At 51.0% G+C, this 565-nt stretch carries 1 pseudogene; it reads left to right on the plus strand.

What is annotated here, in order from left to right:
- A pseudogene (locus HGG74_RS21075) lies at nucleotides 1-565 on the plus strand (Tn3 family transposase); the annotation flags it as partial.

A 565-nucleotide genomic window follows, 5' to 3' on the forward strand; every position in this document is an offset into this window, starting at 1 on the left:
AAAGGATTATGCGCAGGAAGCGGTGTTTAAGGATTGGCAAAAAGCAGCTAAAAATGTCAGCAAGGCAGCTGAAGTACTGCACCTGTTCATTGATGACAGCATTGATCTGCAACTACCGTTTGCAACAGTAAGACAGCAAGCACTGAGCCTGCTGACCAAAAGGGATCTGGAATCTGTATGTCTCTTCCTGAACGAGCAGCGACGATCGGTCGATGAAGCCATGTGGCAGTACTGCGACGAGAAAGAAAGTCTGCGGAAAGGTTTGCTGCGAGAGTTGTTCCTATGTCTGCGCTTCGAAGGCTGCGACGGCACCCAGCACTTAGCGGCCGCCTTGGCGAAAACACAAAACGAACTCAACGGCCAGGACGCTCAGTTGCAAACTGCCGACACCAGACTCCTTTCCAAAAAATCACGTGAATTCCTGCTGGATGGTGAAGGGAATATCCTGATCGATCGTTATGAGTGGTTCCTCTATCAACAGATTCCTGATCGCCTGAATGGCCAGCTGACGCTGCCTGATATCACTAAATACCGGGCACTCGACGCCGACCTGATCGACGGGGAA

Source organism: Arthrobacter mobilis, from assembly GCF_012395835.1.
GTDB classification, from domain to species: Bacteria; Actinomycetota; Actinomycetes; order Actinomycetales; family Micrococcaceae; genus Crystallibacter; species Crystallibacter mobilis.